This is a genomic window from Streptomyces sp. NPDC055243 (genome assembly GCF_044544025.1).
Lineage (GTDB): Bacteria > Actinomycetota > Actinomycetes > Streptomycetales > Streptomycetaceae > Streptomyces.
Genome location: NZ_JBITWR010000012.1, coordinates 137,388 through 153,112, shown reverse-complemented (window position 1 = coordinate 153,112; position 15,725 = coordinate 137,388). Strand labels below are relative to the sequence as shown.

Annotated in this window: 15 protein-coding genes; 13 read left to right on the top strand and 2 right to left on the bottom strand. The window is 70.1% G+C overall.

Features of this window, described 5'->3' with window-relative positions:
• Positions 1-9: 9 nt before the first annotated feature.
• A complete protein-coding gene (gene prcA / locus ACIGXX_RS31020; RefSeq protein ID WP_366463435.1) occupies positions 10-804 on the top strand; it encodes a proteasome subunit alpha in 795 nt (264 codons plus the stop codon).
• 66 nt (positions 805-870) lie between these two features.
• Here prcA and ACIGXX_RS31015 read toward each other — a convergent pair whose 3' ends face one another.
• Entirely contained in the window at positions 871-1,896 is a 1,026-nt protein-coding gene (locus ACIGXX_RS31015) for a LacI family DNA-binding transcriptional regulator (RefSeq protein ID WP_366463436.1), read from the bottom strand.
• Between the two features lie 132 nt (positions 1,897-2,028).
• Between ACIGXX_RS31015 and ACIGXX_RS31010 the strand changes: the two genes are divergently transcribed.
• The 12 genes from ACIGXX_RS31010 to ACIGXX_RS30955 all read left to right on the top strand — a co-directional run bounded on the left by ACIGXX_RS31010 (position 2,029) and on the right by ACIGXX_RS30955 (position 14,170).
• Positions 2,029-3,288: an MFS transporter gene (locus ACIGXX_RS31010; RefSeq protein ID WP_351164981.1), complete on the top strand. Its 1,260-nt coding sequence runs from the start codon at positions 2,029-2,031 to the stop codon at positions 3,286-3,288.
• A gap of 9 nt (positions 3,289-3,297) precedes the next feature.
• Positions 3,298-4,659 (top strand): Pup--protein ligase, encoded by a 1,362-nt coding sequence (gene pafA, locus ACIGXX_RS31005; RefSeq protein ID WP_135334215.1) that lies wholly within the window; start codon positions 3,298-3,300, stop codon positions 4,657-4,659.
• Between the two features lie 130 nt (positions 4,660-4,789).
• Entirely contained in the window at positions 4,790-5,791 is a 1,002-nt protein-coding gene (locus ACIGXX_RS31000) for an FKBP-type peptidyl-prolyl cis-trans isomerase (RefSeq protein WP_351165153.1), read from the top strand.
• 43 nt (positions 5,792-5,834) lie between these two features.
• Complete coding sequence (locus tag ACIGXX_RS30995) at positions 5,835-6,209, top strand: FKBP-type peptidyl-prolyl cis-trans isomerase (RefSeq protein WP_351164979.1); 375 nt, start codon at positions 5,835-5,837, stop codon at positions 6,207-6,209.
• A 193-nt stretch (positions 6,210-6,402) separates the two neighbouring features.
• Positions 6,403-7,356: a WYL domain-containing protein gene (locus tag ACIGXX_RS30990; RefSeq protein WP_351164978.1), complete on the top strand. Its 954-nt coding sequence runs from the start codon at positions 6,403-6,405 to the stop codon at positions 7,354-7,356.
• 14 nt (positions 7,357-7,370) lie between these two features.
• Positions 7,371-8,360 (top strand): WYL domain-containing protein, encoded by a 990-nt coding sequence (locus ACIGXX_RS30985; RefSeq protein ID WP_351164977.1) that lies wholly within the window; start codon positions 7,371-7,373, stop codon positions 8,358-8,360.
• Positions 8,361-8,371: 11 nt separating this feature from the next.
• Positions 8,372-8,623, top strand: a complete 252-nt coding sequence (locus tag ACIGXX_RS30980) for a hypothetical protein (protein ID WP_351165152.1) — start codon at positions 8,372-8,374, stop codon at positions 8,621-8,623.
• Between the two features lie 9 nt (positions 8,624-8,632).
• Positions 8,633-8,830 (top strand): hypothetical protein, encoded by a 198-nt coding sequence (locus ACIGXX_RS30975; RefSeq protein ID WP_351164976.1) that lies wholly within the window; start codon positions 8,633-8,635, stop codon positions 8,828-8,830.
• A 250-nt stretch (positions 8,831-9,080) separates the two neighbouring features.
• Positions 9,081-9,371: a Sec-independent protein translocase subunit TatA gene (gene tatA, locus ACIGXX_RS30970; RefSeq protein WP_351164975.1), complete on the top strand. Its 291-nt coding sequence runs from the start codon at positions 9,081-9,083 to the stop codon at positions 9,369-9,371.
• A 47-nt stretch (positions 9,372-9,418) separates the two neighbouring features.
• Positions 9,419-10,381, top strand: a complete 963-nt coding sequence (gene tatC / locus ACIGXX_RS30965) for a twin-arginine translocase subunit TatC (RefSeq protein WP_351164974.1) — start codon at positions 9,419-9,421, stop codon at positions 10,379-10,381.
• Between the two features lie 17 nt (positions 10,382-10,398).
• On the top strand, positions 10,399-11,307 hold the full coding sequence (locus tag ACIGXX_RS30960; protein WP_399980504.1) for a diacylglycerol kinase: 909 nt from the start codon (positions 10,399-10,401) through the stop codon (positions 11,305-11,307).
• Positions 11,308-11,359: 52 nt separating this feature from the next.
• A complete protein-coding gene (locus ACIGXX_RS30955; RefSeq protein ID WP_361463168.1) occupies positions 11,360-14,170 on the top strand; it encodes a DEAD/DEAH box helicase in 2,811 nt (936 codons plus the stop codon).
• 59 nt (positions 14,171-14,229) lie between these two features.
• Here the strand turns inward: ACIGXX_RS30955 and ACIGXX_RS30950 are convergent, their stop codons facing one another.
• On the bottom strand, positions 14,230-15,336 hold the full coding sequence (locus ACIGXX_RS30950) for an LLM class flavin-dependent oxidoreductase (protein WP_399980500.1): 1,107 nt from the start codon (positions 15,334-15,336) through the stop codon (positions 14,230-14,232).
• Positions 15,337-15,725 lie beyond the last annotated feature (389 nt).

Below are 15,725 nucleotides of genomic sequence, written 5' to 3'. Positions count from 1 at the left end.
GGATAGCCGGTGTCGACGCCGTTCTATGTCTCACCCCAGCAGGCCATGGCCGACCGGGCGGAATACGCCCGCAAGGGCATCGCCCGTGGTCGCAGCCTTGTTGTGCTGCAGTTCGCCGATGGCATCGTGTTCGTCGGCGAGAACCCGTCCCGTGCGCTGCACAAGTTCAGCGAGATCTATGACCGGATCGGCTTCGCGGCCGCCGGCAAGTACAACGAGTACGAGAACCTGCGGATCGGCGGCGTGCGGTACGCCGATCTGCGGGGGTACACGTACGACCGTGACGACGTGACGGCCCGTGGTCTCGCGAACGTCTATGCCCAGACGCTGGGCACGATCTTCTCGAGCCAGGCGGAGAAGCCCTACGAGGTGGAGCTGGTCGTCGCCGAGGTGGGTGCCACGGCCGACGCCGATCAGATCTACCGGCTGCCGCACGACGGTTCGATCGTGGACGAGCACGGCTCGGTCGCGGTCGGCGGCAACGCCGAGCAGATCAGCACGTATCTCGACCAGCGTCATCGTGACGGGATGACGCTCGCCGAGGCTTTGAAGCTGGCCGTGCAGTCGCTGTCCCGCGACACGAACGGCAGCGAGCGGGAGATCCCCGCGGAGCGGCTCGAGGTGGCGGTGCTGGACCGTACGCGGCCGCAGCAGCGCAAGTTCAAGCGGATCGTGGGGCGTCAGCTCGCGCGGCTGCTCGAAGGGGACGCGTCGGCGCCCACGGACGCCGATTCCGACAACGAGGAGCCGGATGCCGAATCGGGCTCCGGTTCCGCCTCCGAGTCAGGGTCCACCGAGGAGTAGTTCGGTTCGTCGTACGCCCCGTGTCCCGGCCCCGCGGCCGGTGCGCGGGGCGTAGGCGTGTGTGGGCTAGCGGGCGGCGGGGGCCGTCGAGCCGCGGATCACCAGCTCGACGGGAAGGAGGTCGGGCCGGGGCGCGTGGCCGTCCAGGACGGCGAGCAGGGACGTCATGCCGCGCTCGCCGAAGTGCTCGGCGGGCAGCCGCACGGTGGTGAGTTCGGGTTCCACGGCGGTCGCCAGGGTGAGGTCGTCGAAGCCGGTCACCGAGAGGTCCTCGGGCACGCGCAGGCCCAGTCTGCGGGCGGCCTTGCAGGCGCCCGCGGCGAGGATGTCGTCGTCGCAGACGAGCGCGGTGGGGCGGGGGCCGGGAGCGGAGAGAGCGGCCTCAGCGGCCGTGCGGGCGTCGTCGACGGTCAGGAGCGCCCGGGCGGTGCGTACGGCCGTGTCGGTGCCGCTCAGGGCCGCCGCGAGGGCGTCGGAGCGTACGTCGAAGGTCCAGGAGTCGACGCCCGCGGCCAGGTGCAGGAAGTCGCGGTGGCCCAGGGCGAGGAGGTGCTCGGTCACCTGGCGCATGCCGTCGCCGATGTCGAGGTTGACGGTGGCCGCGCCGAGGCTGCCCGCCGGGTCGCTGTCGAGCATGACCAGGGGGAGCGCGTCGCCCTGGATGGTGGCCAGGGCGTCGGAGGCCATGGAGGACGCGAGGATGCCGTCGAGGGCGGCGCGGCTGGAGCCGAAGGGGTCGCGGGCGGGGCCGACGCCCTCGGGGGAGGGGTAGAGGACGACGCCGAAGCCGTGCTCGGCGGCGACGCGGGCGGCTCCGGTGTAGACGCGGGCGAAGAACTCGTTCGTCAGGGCGGGGACGACGAGCAGCGCGGTCCTGGTGCGGCCGAGGCGGAGGTTGCGGGCCGCGAGGTTGGGGCGGTAGCCCAGCTCGCGTGCGGTGTCCCGGACGCGCTGCGCGGTGCGTTCGGCGACGCGGCCGCGCCATTTCTCGCCGAGGACGAGGGAGACGGTGGCCTGGGACACCCCGGCGGCGCGTGCGACGTCGCGGCTCGTGGGGCGTGGCCCCGTGGCCTCCTGCTGTGGCCCGGCCACTACTGGTACCTCCCAGGTCGGTGCCGCGGGGTGCGATCGAGGTGGACCCGCGGTGAGCGCTCATGGTACGTATGACGCTCGAAGTTATACGTAAAACCTCGGTGCGACGGCACCGGCGGAGGGGCGGGAAGCATGGCTGCCGGATACGTGGAGATCCTCCGGACGAGATACGCGGGGCGGCTGCTCGCGGGCACCCTGGTGGGCCGGCTGCCGAACGCGACCGCCGCGATCGCCATCGTGCTGTTCATCCGCGCCGAGGGCGGCACGTACACCCTGGCCGGTGCTCTGGCCGCGGTGTACGGCGTGGCCAACGCGGTGGGGCAGCCGCTGCTCGGCCGCCTGGTGGACCTCTACGGACAGCCGCGGATCCAGCTCCCCTCGGCGGTCCTCTCCGCCCTCGGCATGGCGGGCTTCGCCTTCACCGGACCCGATTCGCTCGCCCTCGCCTACGTCGCGGTGGGCGTGGCCGGTCTTTTCACGCCGCCCCTGGAGGGTGGCCTGCGCGCGCTGTGGCCGAGCGTCCTGGGCAAGGAGGAGCAGGTGCACACGGCGTACGCCATGGACGCCATCGCCCAGGAAGTCATGTTCACCGTCGGGCCGTTGCTCATCACCGGCTGCGTCGCGCTCTGGTCGGAGCAGGCGGCCCTGCTGGTCGTGAACGTCATCGGGGTGCTCGGCGCCCTCTCCGTGGTGATGTCGCAGCCCTCGCGCGCGTGGCGCTCGGCGCCCCGTGAGGCGCACTGGCTGGGCGCGCTGCGCTCGCGGGGGCTCATCGCGCTGCTCGGCGCGTTCCTCTTCATCGGCATGGCGCTCGGGTCCATCACCGTCGCCGGTGTGTCGTACGCCGACGCGCACGGCGGCGACGCGGTGTACGGCTGGATGCTGGCGGCGCTCGGGCTGGGCGCCCTGATCGGCGGGTCGGTGTACGGGGCGCGGCAGTGGGCCGGGGTGCCGGAGAAGCGGCTGACCGTCCTGGTGGCCCTGCTGGCCCTCTGCTACTGGCCGTTGACGCTGACGCCGGGCGCGGTCGCCATGACGGCGCTCGCGGGTCTCGCCGGAGTCTTCCTCGCGCCGGCGCTCGCGTGCGCGTTCATCATCGTCGACCGGCACGCCCCGCGGGGCACCGTCACCGAGGCGTTCTCCTGGCTCGTGACCACCTTCACGGTCGGCGCGTCGCTGGGCACGGCCGCGGCGGGGCCGGTCGTGGAGTGGGGCGGGACGCGGTGGGGCTTCGCCGTTCCGGGGCTCGCGGGTGTGGCCGCGCTGCTTGTTCTGCTGGCCACGGCGCGGGTGCTCGTACTCCCCGCAGATTCGGCGGTCGTTGCGGGTTCATCGGAAAATGATCGAAACGGTGCCGTCGAACCCGGTTTCAGGGCAGGGCATCAGGCGTAATGTTCAGTCATGGACCGCCGCATTTTCGGGCTGGAGAATGAGTACGGCGTCACGTGCACGTTTAGGGGACAGCGCCGTCTGTCGCCTGACGAGGTGGCGCGCTACCTCTTCCGCCGTGTTGTCTCATGGGGCCGCAGCAGCAACGTCTTTCTGCGGAACGGCGCCCGCCTCTATCTTGACGTCGGGTCACATCCGGAATACGCGACACCGGAATGTGACAACGTGACCGAGCTGGTCACCCACGACAAAGCAGGCGAGCGCATTCTGGAAGGCCTGCTCGTCGACGCCGAACGCCGCCTGCACGAGGAGGGAATCGCGGGCGACGTCTATCTCTTCAAGAACAACACCGACTCGGCGGGAAACTCCTACGGCTGCCACGAGAACTATCTGGTGGCCAGGCACGGGGAGTTCTCGCGGCTCGCGGACATCCTCATTCCCTTCCTCGTCACGCGGCAGCTGCTCTGCGGCGCGGGCAAGGTGCTGCAGACTCCGCGCGGCGCCGTGTACTGCGTCAGCCAGCGTGCCGAGCACATCTGGGAAGGGGTCTCCTCCGCGACCACCCGCTCCCGGCCGATCATCAACACCCGCGACGAACCACACGCGGACGCCGAGCGCTACCGCCGGCTGCACGTCATCGTCGGCGACTCGAACATGTCCGAGACGACCATGCTCCTGAAGGTCGGCGCCACCGACCTCGTCCTGCGCATGATCGAAGCGGGCACGGTGATGCGTGACCTGACCCTGGAGAACCCGATCCGGGCCATCCGCGAGGTCAGCCACGACATCACGGGCCGCCGCAAGGTGCGGCTGGCCAGCGGCCGCGAGGCCTCGGCCCTCGAGGTGCAGCGCGAGTACTACGAGAAGGCCGTGGACTTCGTGGAGCGCCGCGGCATCCGCACGGGCACGGTCGAGCAGGTCCTGGAGCTGTGGGGCCGCACGCTCGACGCGATCGAGGCCGAGGACCTCGACCGCATCGGCACCGAGATCGACTGGGTCATGAAGTACAAGCTCATCGAGCGGTACCGAGCGAAGAACAACATGACCATGTCGCATCCGCGGGTCGCGCAGATAGACCTCGCGTATCACGACATCCACCGCCGTCGCGGGCTGTACTACCTCCTGGAGAGGAAGGGCCAAGCCGCCCGCATCTGCAACGACTTGAAGATCTTCGAGGGCAAGTCGGTGCCGCCGCAGACCACCCGAGCGCGGCTGCGCGGCGACTTCATCCGCCGGGCCCAGGAGCAGCGCCGCGACTTCACCGTCGACTGGGTGCACCTGAAGCTCAACGACCAGGCACAGCGCACCGTGTTGTGCAAGGACCCCTTCCGGTCGGTGGACGACCGGGTGGAGAAACTGATCGCCGGTATGTAAACCCTGATACAGGAGATGCGTTGCGGGAACGCAACGCGGGGCGCCGTACGTTCCTCGTACGGCGCCCTTCTCCATGCGTAGAGTTGCGCGCACGCCAACCGACAAGATCGACCGATACGAGGCCCCCACCGTGCGCCGACGCTCACTTCTTCTCGCTGTTCCGGCCGGCCTGCTCACGCTGGCAGGCTGTGGTGACGACAAAAAGGCCGACAAGGCCAAGTCCAGCGACAGCCCTTCCCCTTCCAACTCGACGTCGGCCGCGCCGACGGCGAAGATCGTGGACGGCCCCGTGCCCGAGATCACGAAGGGGACGAAGTTCGGCCAGAAGCCGACCGTCGCCAAGGGGTCCGGGAAGCCGTCCTCCGACCTCGCGGTCAAGACGCTGATCGAGGGCAAGGGCGCCGAGGTCAAGAAGGGCGACTACCTCCAGGCCAACTACCTCGGCCAGATCTGGGCCACGGCCAAGGTCTTCGACAACTCGTACGACCGCGGCAACCCCACGGTCTTCCCGATCGGCACCGGTCAGGTCATCCCCGGCTGGGACCAGGCCCTGGTCGGCAAGAAGCTCGACAGCCGCGTGGAGCTCGCGATCCCCCCGAAGATGGGTTACGGCACCGAGGGCAACAAGCAGGCGGGCATCAAGGGCAGCGACACGCTGGTCTTTGTCGTGGACCTGGTGGACACCTTCAGCGCCAAGAGCTCGGCCAAGGGCAAGGAGGTCGCGCAGTCCAACATCGACCTGCCCAAGGTCGGCACGAACACGGACGGCAAGGCCCCCAAGATCGACGTCCCGAAGAAGGACGCCCCGAAGAAGCTCGTCGCGAACTACATCCTCGAGGGCGACGGCGACGAGATCAAGGAGACCGACAGCCTCCTGTGCCAGTACAAGGGCGTGCTGTGGGCCGACGGCAAGGAGTTCGACTCCTCGTACAAGAGCGGCCAGCTCGCCTCGTTCCAGCTTGCGCAGGTCGTCAAGGGCTGGGCGCAGGGCCTGACCGGCAAGAAGGTCGGCAGCCGCGTCCTGGTCGTCGTCCCGCCGGAGCTGGGTTACGGCGACCAGCCGCCGCAGGGCAGCACCATCAAGAAGGACTCCACGCTGGTCTTCTCCGTGGACATCCTCGCGAAGATGTAACACTGTCCCAGCTGGCCATTCGTATCAAGCAGGAGCATGTGACGTGAGCATCGAGAAGCCCGAGATCGACTTCCCCGACGGTCCGGTCCCCACCGACCTCGAGATCGTGGACATCTGGGAGGGCGACGGCCCGGAGGCCAAGGCGGGCGCCACCGTCAAGGTCCACTACGTGGGCGTGGCTTTCTCCACCGGTGAAGAGTTCGACGCCTCGTGGAACCGCGGCACGCCGCTCCAGTTCCAGCTGGGCGCCGGCCAGGTCATCGCCGGCTGGGACCAGGGCGTCCAGGGCATGAAGGTCGGCGGACGCCGCCGGCTGACCATCCCCGCGCACCTCGCGTACGGCGACCGCGGCGCCGGTGGCGGCGCCATCGCGCCCGGCGAGACGCTGATCTTCGTCTGCGACCTCGTAGGCGTCTGAGCGACGACTGGGGACAGAGTCTGACCAGACCTGTCCACCGAGGGCCCATGCCTGTTCCGGCATGGGCCCTCGCGTCTCCCACCACCATCCTCAACGGATCCCCCCAGGGATGCCCCCCTTGCCCTTAGCTTTTGCCACGACACCCCGGGGCGGTACGGTCGGCGGTCGGAAGCAAAGTGGAGAAAGGGCGTCGATGGCCATTGCCAAGGCCGAGCGGCTGATGAACCTGGCGCTGTGTCTGCTCGGGACGCGACGGCCGCTGAGCAAGCGCGAGCTGCGCGAGTCCATCGAGGCCTATCTGGAGGCGGGGTCCGACGACTCCTTCAACCGGATGTTCGAGCGCGACAAGGACGATCTGCGCGAACTCGGCCTGGTCATCGAGACGGTGGAGAACCTCGACGGCGAGGTGGGCTACCTCGCGCGCCGCGACAGCAACCGCCTGCCGCCCATCACCATCGACGCCGAGGAAGCCGCCGCGCTCGGCCTGGCCGCCAAGGTCTGGCAGCAGGCGCGCCTCGCCGGAGCCGCCAGCGGCGCCCTGCAGAAGCTGCGCGCCGCGGGCCTGCCCGAGGACGTCGACCCGTACGGGACGCACAGCGCGCTCGAACCGCGCATCCCCGTGCACGAGGCCTCCTTCGAGCCGCTGATGCTCGCCTGCCGCGACCGCCGCCCGGTCGTCTTCGACTACCGCAAGGCCACCGCCGCCCGCCCCGAGCAGCGCCACGTCGAGCCGTGGGCCCTGGAGTGCTGGCGCGGCCACTGGTACCTCGCGGGCTGGGACCGCGACCGCGGCGCCGAGCGCGTCTTCCGGCTCTCCCGCATCACCGGGAAGGTCCGCGCCCGGGCCGGCAAGTTCACCGCCGACATCCCCGACGTGGTCACGGTGCGCGAGACCGTCGCGAGCTGGGCGGGGGAGAGCGCCGACCGCTCCGCTCTGATCAGACTGCGAACGGGCGCGGGCTATCCGCTGCGCGCCAAGGCCGCCCACATACGTGAAGTGGGCGAGGGGTGGGACGAGTTGGAGATTCCGTACGGCCACGGGCTCGACGCCTGGCTGGTGGAGTTCGGGCCCGATGTGGTGGTCCTGGAGCCGGCCGAGCTGCGGGCCGACGTCGTGGACCGGCTGCGCGCCGTGGCCAAGGGCTGAGGGGAGGGACGACCATGGCATCGAACGCCATCGACCAGACCCGGCGGATGCTCTCCCTGGTGACCTATCTGCGCGAGCGCCCCGGCGCCCACGTCAGCGACGTGGCCCGTGCCTTCGGGATCACCGAGGACGAGCTGATCTCGGACCTGGACGTGCTGCCGCTGTGCGGGACCAGCTTCCGCGGCGGCGACCTCCTGGACATCGACACCGACGGCGACCGCATCTGGTGGCACAACCCGGACGACGTGGCGGCCCCCCTGCGGCTCGCCGCCGACGAGGCCACCGCGCTCCTGGTGGCGGCCCGCGCGGTCTCCACCCTGCCGGGGCTGCGCGAGAGCGACCGGCAGGCGCTGGTGCGCGCCACCGCCAAGCTGGAGACGGCCGCCGGTGAGAACGCGGGCGCCAGCGCGCGGCTCTCGGTGACCTTCGAGTCCGAGGGCGGCGTCTTCGCCGACGTCGACCGTGCCATCTCCGAGCGGCGCAGGCTCTGGCTGCGTTACTACTCACCGGCGCGCGACGAGCTCACCGAGCGCGAGGTGGACCCGATCCGGCTCTTCGCCGTCGGGCACACCTACATGGAGGCGTGGTGCTACCTCTCCGAGGCGCGCCGCACCTTCCGCCTCGACCGGGTGGCCGAGATCAGGATCATGGACGAGCCGTCGTCGCCGCCCGAGGTCGAACTGCGCGATCTCTCCGAGGGGCTCGTGCAGCCCGCCGCCGAGGACCCCGAGGTGGTCATCGAGGTCGGGCCCGGCGGCCGCTGGGTCGCCGAGTACTACCCCCACGACAGCGCCGAGGAACTCCCCGACGGCGGTCTGCGGATCACGCTGCGCACCCCGGACCCCACCTCGCTGCGCAGGCTCGCGCTGCGGCTCGGCGGGGACGGCCACATCGTCTCCCCGGTAGACCTCGCGGACAGCGCACGGCAGGCGGCGCGCGAGGCGCTGGCGGCCTACGACCGAGACCCCGACGGGGCGTACGACAGGCAGGAGCAAGGGCGTTGAACACCAGCCTCATGTCCGAGATTCCCGGAATGTCGAGAATCGCCCCTGTGCTCTTCAAGGCCGCCTGCCCCGACTGCCGCGCCCGCTTCGAACTCTCCGCGGGTGCTTTGCGGTTGGCCATCGGCGCCTCGCCCCGCACCACCTTCTACTCGTTCACGTGCCCCGAGTGCGACGCCGCGGTGCGCAAGCCCGCGGGCGAGCGCATCGTCGAACTGCTCACCGGCGGCGGGGTGCGGACGCTGCGTCTGCACTCGACCGTCTAGGCTCGGCGCATGTTCTGGGCGATGGTGGCGATTGCCGCGGGGTTCTGTGGCCTCGCCGTGCTCGGCGTGCTGGCGATCCGGGTCTTCATCGAGGCGCAGCGCCTCGGCACGCAGGTGACGGAGACCACACAGCGGATCAACCGCGCGGCGGAGGATCTCGAAGCGGCGGCGACGGGTGTGGCCCGTGCGGGGCGAGATGTCCTTTAGATCCTGTGAATGCCGCCGGTGCCCCCGGGACGCGCATCGATACCGCGGCCTGTCAACTTCCCTTGTCCGGCAGGTACGCTGCTGAGGTGGCCCGGAGTTGCGAGGCGCGGGCCGCAACTGGGAGTACGCACAGGGATTGCCCTGCGTTCACCCCGGAGCGTTACGATCGCTGCCAGCACGGTGGCCGGACAGCAAGTCCGGCCTGTCCGGCAGCCCCGCCCCTGCCGCCTCGGTGAGAAGGTAAAGACCTATGTTCGGAAAGATCGGCGCCCCCGAGATCATTCTCATTCTCGTCGTCATCGTTCTGCTGTTCGGCGCGAAGAAGCTTCCCGACATGGCCCGGTCGCTCGGCAAGTCCGCGCGCATCCTCAAGAGCGAGGCCAAGGCGATGAAGTCGGACGGCAAGAAGGACGAAGCCGCCCCGGCCGACCCGCCCGGCGACCCTTCCGCCGCCCAGCCGCGCACCATCCAGGCCGCGCCCGGCGACGTCACCAGCTCGCGCCCGGTCACCGAGCCCACCGACAGCACCACCAAGCGCTGATCCAAGGCCGGCGACGGCCGGCCTGCCGCACGAGATGAGGACGTGGGTTGCTCAAGTCTGCCCGCAAGAAGGAACAGGATCCCGAGGGGCGGATGCCGCTTGCGGAGCACCTGCGCGAGCTCCGCAACCGGCTCGCGAAGGCCGTGCTGGCCATCATCGTCGTCGCGATCGTCGCCGCCTTCTTCTACAAGGACATCATCGAGTTCTTCACGAACCCGATCCTGAGTTCCGTGGGGTGCGAGTCCAGCTTCGCCGAGCTGGCGGACAAGGGCGGCGAGGAGACCTGCGCGCGCATCGTGCTGAACGGTCTGATCACGCCGTTCACACTCGCCCTGAAGATCTCCCTGATGGCCGGCGTGGTGCTCGCGTCGCCGATCTGGCTCTACCAGTTGTGGGCCTTCGTCGCCCCCGGCCTGCACAAGAGCGAGAAGAAGTACGCCTACGGCTTCGTGGCCGCGGGCTTCCCGCTCTTTTTGGGCGGCGGCTACTTCGCGTACAAGACGCTGCCGACGATGGCGCGCGTGCTGCTGGAGTTCTCCCCGGGCGGCGTGGACAACCAGCTGCCGCTGGACGAGCTGATCGACCTGGTCACCCGCATGGTGATCGTCTTCGGCCTCTCCTTCGAGATGCCGCTCCTGCTGGTGATGCTGAACCTCACCGGGGTGCTCACCGGCAAGCGGATGCTCGGCTGGTGGCGCGGCATGATCATGGGCATCACGGTCTTCGCGGCCGTGGCGACGCCCAGCACGGACCCGCTGACCATGATCATGCTCGCCGGGCCGATCTGGGTGCTGTACTTCGCGGCCACCGCCTTCTCGCTCCTCAACGACCGGCGCAAGTCCAGGATCGACGCGGCCGGGCCCGATGACGACGAGGCGTCCGACCTCGACCTCACGCCCGAGGCCGTCGGCGAGATCGAGCCCGTGTCGGCGAACCGCGCCCTGCCCGAGCAGGCGAGCGGCGACGGCGCGAACCGAGATCGGGTAAACGGTTTCGACGACGTGACCTGACCTTGTAGGGTCCGGCCGTGACCAGCGAGATCACTCTCTTCGTCAATCCCACCGCGGGCCGCGGCCGGGGCGCCCACGCGGCGCAGCCGGCCGCTTCCGCGTTGCGGGCCGCGGGCTTCTCCGTGCGTACCGTCATCGGCGAGGACTCCGCCGACGCGCTGCGCCGGGCCCGGGAAGCAGTCGACGCCGGTACGCGCGCGCTGATCGCCGTCGGCGGTGACGGCATGGCGAGCCTCGCGCTGCAGGCCGTCGCGCAGACACGGACGCCCCTGGGGGTGATCGCCGTGGGCACCGGCAACGACTTCGCGCGCTCTCTGGGGCTTCCGGTGCGCGATCCGGCCGCCGCGGGGGCGGTCGTCGCCGAGGCGCTGGACGCGGGGCGCACCCGCGACGTGGACCTGGGGCGGGTGGGCAAGACGTGGTTCGGCACCGTGCTCGCCTCCGGCTTCGACTCGCGGGTCAACGACCGGGGCAACCGGATGCGCTGGCCCACCGGCCGCTTCAAGTACGACCTGGCGATGGTCGCCGAGCTGGCCGCCTTCCGCCCGATCCCGTACCGGATCATGCTGGACGACGGCCGGGTGCACGAGGTCGACGCGACGCTCGTCGCCGTGGGGAACGGCTCGTCGTACGGCGGCGGCATGAAGATCTGCGCGCGGGCCGACATGAGCGACGGCCTCTTCGACGTCACGGTCGTCGGCGACTGCAGCCGTACGACGCTCCTGAAAGTCTTCCCGCGGGTCTACCGGGGCACGCACCTGGACCATCCCAAGGTCACCACCTACCGGGCCGCGAAAGTGGAGCTCGCCGCCTCGGGGGTCACCGGGTACGCGGACGGGGAGCAGCTCGGCGGGCTTCCGCTGACGGCGCAGTGCGTGCCGGGGGCCGTGCGGGTGCTCGGGCCCCGGGGGCCGCAGGAACCGTAAGACAGATAATGATCGTCCGTTGTCAGTGGTGGCCGGTAGTCTCGAAAGCACGATGACAGAGGACCTCTCACCGGCCGAGCGGTACGCGGCGGCGCGCGAGCGCGCTGTCGAGCAGGCCACCGCACTCGCTGGCTTCCGCGAGATGTACGAATTCGGCCTCGACCCCTTCCAGATCGAGGCCTGTCAGGCGCTCGAGGCGGGCAAGGGTGTACTCGTGGCCGCCCCCACGGGTTCGGGCAAGACGATCGTCGGCGAGTTCGCCGTGCACTTGGCCCTGATGCAGGGCAAGAAATGCTTCTACACCACGCCCATCAAGGCGCTCTCCAACCAGAAGTACGCCGATCTCTCCAAGCGGTACGGCGCGGACAAGGTCGGTCTGCTGACCGGCGACAACAGCGTCAACTCCGATGCCCCGGTGGTCGTGATGACCACCGAAGTGCTGCGGAACATGCTGTATTCGGGCTCGCAGTCGCTGCTGAACCTCGGCTATGTGGTGATGGACGAGGTGCACTACCTCTCCGACCGCTTCCGTGGCGCCGTCTGGGAAGAGGTGATCATCCACCTCCAGGAGTCGGTCACGCTGGTCTCCTTGTCGGCGACCGTCTCGAACGCCGAGGAGTTCGGCGACTGGCTGGACACCGTGCGCGGCGACACCCAGGTGATCGTCTCGGAGCACCGGCCCGTGCCGCTGTTCCAGCACGTGCTCGCCGGGCGCCGGATGTACGACCTCTTCGAGGAGGGCGAGGGCCAGCGAAAGGCCGTCAACCCCGACCTCACGCGCATGGCGCGGATGGAGGCCAGCCGTTCGTACAACCCGCGCGACCGCCGCAAGGGCAAGATGATCCGCGAGGCCGACCGCGAGCGCGAGCGCAGACAGCGCTCGCGCATCTGGACGCCGGGCCGGCCCGAGGTCATCGACCGGCTCGACTCCGAAGGCCTGCTTCCGGCGATCACGTTCATCTTCAGCCGCGCGGCCTGCGAGGCCGCCGTGCAGCAGTGCCTGCACGCGGGACTGCGGCTGAACGACGAGGACGCGCGGGCGCAGGTCCGCGAGATCGTCGAGGAGCGCACGGCCGCCATCCCGGACGAGGACCTGCACGTCCTTGGCTACTACGAATGGCTGGAAGGCCTGGAGCGCGGCATCGCCGCGCACCACGCGGGCATGCTGCCGACCTTCAAGGAGGTCGTCGAGGAGCTCTTCGTGCGCGGCCTCGTGCGCGCCGTATTCGCCACCGAGACCCTCGCCCTGGGCATCAACATGCCCGCGCGCAGTGTGGTGCTGGAGAAGCTCGTCAAGTGGAACGGCGAGCAGCACGCGGACATCACCCCCGGTGAGTACACCCAGCTGACCGGCCGTGCCGGGCGCCGTGGCATCGACGTCGAGGGCCATGCCGTGGTCCTGTGGCAGCGGGCCATGAGCCCGGAGCACCTCGCGGGCCTGGCCGGCACGCGCACGTACCCGCTGCGGTCCAGCTTCAAGCCGTCGTACAACATGGCGGTGAACCTGGTCGAGCAGTTCGGGCGGCACCGCTCGCGCGAGCTCCTGGAGACGTCCTTCGCGCAGTTCCAGGCCGACAAGTCGGTCGTCGGGATCTCGCGCCAGGTGCAGAAGAACGAAGAGGGCCTCGAGGGCTACAAGGCCTCGATGACCTGCCACCTGGGCGACTTCGACGAGTACGCGCGCCTGCGCCGCGAGCTGAAGGACCGGGAGACCGAGCTCGCCAAGCAGGGCGCCAACCAGCGCCGGGTGGCCGCGGCAGCGGCCCTGGAGAAGCTCAAGCCCGGTGACGTCATCCACGTGCCGACCGGGAAGTACGCGGGCCTGGCGCTCGTCCTCGATCCGGGGATTCCCGCGGGGCGGGTCAACGGCCACCGCGGCTTCGAGCACCAGGACGGGCCAAGGCCCCTGGTCCTCACCGCCGAGCGGCAGGTCAAGCGGCTCGCGGCGATGGACTTCCCGGTGCCGGTCGAGGCCCTGGAGCGGATGCGCATCCCGAAGTCGTTCAACGCGCGCTCGCCGCAGTCGCGCCGCGACCTGGCGTCCGCGCTGCGCACCAAGGCCGGGCACATCGTGCCGGACCGGCACCGCAAGGGGCGCGCCGCCGCGGCCGACGACCGCGAGATCGCCCGGCTCCGTACGGAGCTGCGGGCGCACCCCTGCCACGGCTGCGACGAGCGCGAGGACCACGCGCGGTGGGCCGAGCGCTTCCACCGTCTGCGGCGCGACACCGTGCAGCTGGAGCGGCGCATCGAGGGGCGCACGAACACGATCGCGCGGACCTTCGACCGGATCGTCGCGCTGCTCACCGAGCTGGACTATCTGCGGGGCGACGAGGTCACCCAGAACGGCAAGCGGCTCGCCCGGCTCTACGGTGAACTGGACCTCCTCGCCAGCGAATGCCTGCGGGAAGGCGTCTGGGAGGGGCTCAGCCCGGCCGAACTGGCCGCGTGCGTCTCGGCGTTGGTGTTCGAGGCGCGGATGGCGGACGACGCGCTCGCCCCCAAGCTGCCCTCCGGGAAGGTGAAGGCATCCCTCGGCGAGATGGTGCGGATCTGGGGCCGGCTCGATGCCCTGGAGGAAGAGTTCAAGATCAACCAGGCGGAAGGGGTCGGGCAGCGTGAGCCCGACCTCGGGTTCGCCTGGGCGGCGTACATGTGGGCGTCCGACAAGGGCCTCGACGAGGTGCTCCGGGAGATCGAGATGCCCGCGGGGGACTTCGTGCGCTGGTGCAAGCAGGTGATCGACGTGCTGGGGCAGATTTCCGCCGCGGCGCCCCGCGAGGGGTCGACCGTGGCCAAGAACGCCCGCAAGGCCGTGGATCAGCTGCTGCGCGGAGTGGTGGCGTACAGCTCGGTCGGCTGACGGTGAGTGGGGGCGGGCCCGGGGATCGGATTCCCCGGGCCCGCCCTCACGCTCAATCCCTAGGCCGCCGTGCTCGCCCGCGCGGCGTCCCGCTTTGCCACCTCTTCCCGCACGATCGGGATCACCTGGCGTCCGAAGTCGATCGCGTCGTCCAGGAGGTCGTACCCCCGGGCGGAGAGGATCTCCACGCCCAGGTCGTAGTAGTCCAGGAGGGCCTGGGCCACCGTCTCCGGAGTGCCCACCAGCGCGGTCGAGTTGCCCGCGCCGCCCGTCTCCGCCGCCGTCGGGGTCCACAGCGCGCGGTCGTGGTGTTCACCCGAAGCCGCCGCCGCGAGCAGGCGTCGGGAGCCCGAGTTCTCCGGGTTCTTCAGCGGGTGGCGGCGGGAGAGCGGAGCGCCCGCCTTGCGGGCCCTGATGCGGGCCAGGGTCGCGTGCGCCTTCTCCCAGGCCAGTTCCTCGGTCGGCGCGATGATCGGGCGGAAGGCCACCTGGATCCTGGGGACGTCCGTGCGGCCTGCCGCCTTCGCCGCCGCCTTCACCGACTCGATCTGCTCGGCGGTCTGCGCGAGCGGCTCGCCCCACAGGCAGTAGATGTCGGCCTCGGCGCCCCCGGCGGCGTACGCGGCAGGGGACGAGCCCCCGAACGAGACGCGCGGGTGCGGCTGTTGGACCGGGAAGGTGTCGCTGACGAAGTCGTGGAAGCGGTAGTGCGCGCCCTCGTGGTCGAACGGTTCGTGCGAGGTCCATGCCTTCTTGATGATCTGGATGGCCTCGCGGGTGCGCGCGTACCGCTCGTCCTTGGTGAGGAAGTCGCCCTCGCGCCGCTGCTCGTGGTCGTTGCCGCCCGTGATGAAGTGCACCGCCAGGCGGCCGTCGCTGATGCGGTCCAGGGTCGCGAACGTCTTCGCGGCGAAGGTGGGGTACGAGACGTTCGGGCGGTGCGCGACCAGGATCTGCAGCCTGTCCGTGCGGGCCGCGATGTAGGCGGCGGCGGGGGAGGGGTCGGGGGAGCCCGATCCGTACGCGAACAGGACACGGTCCCAGCCGTGGTCCTCGTGGGCCCGGGCGAGCCGGAGCGTGTAGTCCTTGTCGAAGGACGCGCCCGAGCGGGCGGTGACTTCGGAGCCTTCGTTGGTCGCGGCGATGCCGAGGAACTCGACGGGCATGGCGGTCTCATCTCAACGTGTCGTGGTGTGCGCTGACTTGGAGGCGGTCAGCGACAACACGACGCGGACCACACGCGACCGAAGTCGATGTGATCGCGCGTGACGAGACGCGGCTGAGGGCGCATGCGCCCAGCGGGACAACCCTCCATACCGGGCGTCAACCACGGCCGTGCCGCGCCCATTCCCCCGGACGGACAGAAGACCGAACGGGGGTCGGCCGGAGCTGTGTTCCCGCCTGTTCGACGCCATCACTCCACGTGTTCGATTGATCGCCACGCGTGCAAATGGAGCCGAGTGTATGCCTGTCGGCAAGCAGGTTTCAGGGGGTTGCTGAATATGACTCGGCGATGATTCCGGCGGACTAAGCTCGCCCGGAGCGCGGCGAGTTG